Annotated in this window: 1 protein-coding gene and 1 pseudogene; both read left to right on the top strand. The window is 34.9% G+C overall.

Features of this window, described 5'->3' with window-relative positions; all coding sequences use genetic code 11:
* Positions 1-399 (top strand): annotated as a pseudogene (locus tag DS885_RS17790) (rhodanese-related sulfurtransferase); the annotation flags it as partial.
* Between the two features lie 493 nt (positions 400-892).
* Positions 893-1,225, top strand: a 333-nt coding sequence (locus DS885_RS10645; RefSeq protein ID WP_147232349.1) for an MHYT domain-containing protein, incomplete at its 3' end; no start/stop codon positions are given.

Here is a 1,225-nt window from a genome sequence, read left to right on the forward strand (position 1 = left end):
TTTGATGAAGTTTACCACTTAGAAGGCGGTGTATTAAAATACCTAGAAGAAGTACCTGAAGAAGAAACTATGTGGAAAGGCGAGTGTTTTGTTTTCGATAATCGCGTATCAGTGAACCACCAGCTAGAAAAAGGTCAATATGACCAATGCCACGGTTGTCGCTTACCTATTACCGAAGAAGATAAAAAATCAGACAAATACATGCAAGGCGTTAGCTGTCATCAATGTCATGATTCACTTTCTGAAGAGCAAAAACAACGTTTTCTTGAGCGTGAAAAGCAAATTCGTTTATCTGAGCAGCGCGGTCAAAACCATATTGGTTCAGATGCAGTGAGTCAGCTAGAAGAAAACAGAGCGATTAAACAAGCGCAAAAAATGAAACAGCGTGAAAAAGCGTAATTCAAACCTGTGCCAATAAACACTATTGGCACCCCCCCTTTATCAAATATTTGCATATTTAAAGTAAAAATATAATTTTTTATAAACTCTTGTTTAAAAAGTATAAAAATTGAACTATTTTAATTGCTGTAACATACGTTTGACACTAAAGTCTAAGCTCAACTTGTTAATCATGGTTTGATAAAAATAAATTTTTAGAAAAAACTTCATTTTTTATCACACCTGCCGATAGATATATAATATTACCAATATAAGAGAACCAGACCGTCTATTCGGTCATTAGGTTACATACTAAGTACAAGATTATCTAACGAGACATTTTATCTCATAGGATGAGGCTAATAATAAGGAATTAAGGTCGAAAGTTACTGCTGTTTTCCCTTCTTACACTGCGCCAATTATCTTATAGATTCACATGGTCTAGAAATTAGAAAATCAAACTACTTTAATGCTATTACAGCATATTTTTTTATTTTAAGTCGGTGCTGACTATATGACTGAACAAATATCATTGCTTTTTGAATACAATGAATACAACTTATTTGCCCTTTCTAGCTATAATCCATGGCTAGTCATTATTTCATTGTGTATAGCAATATTATCTTCATACATGGGATTTCAAATAGCCCATCAAGCATATAATGCAACACCCACACGTAAACGTATCTCGATCTTAATCGGTAGTATCGCATTAGGTGGCGGTGTTTGGGCGATGCACTTCATTGGAATGGTCGCCTTAGAGTTGTGCACTGATATCTCATACAATTTGAATATAACCTTATTATCATTTCTCCCGTCTTTGGCCGCCTCTTGGGTAGCTTTAACC

This window comes from Psychromonas sp. B3M02 (assembly GCF_003318165.1).
Taxonomy (GTDB): Bacteria; Pseudomonadota; Gammaproteobacteria; order Enterobacterales; family Psychromonadaceae; genus Psychromonas.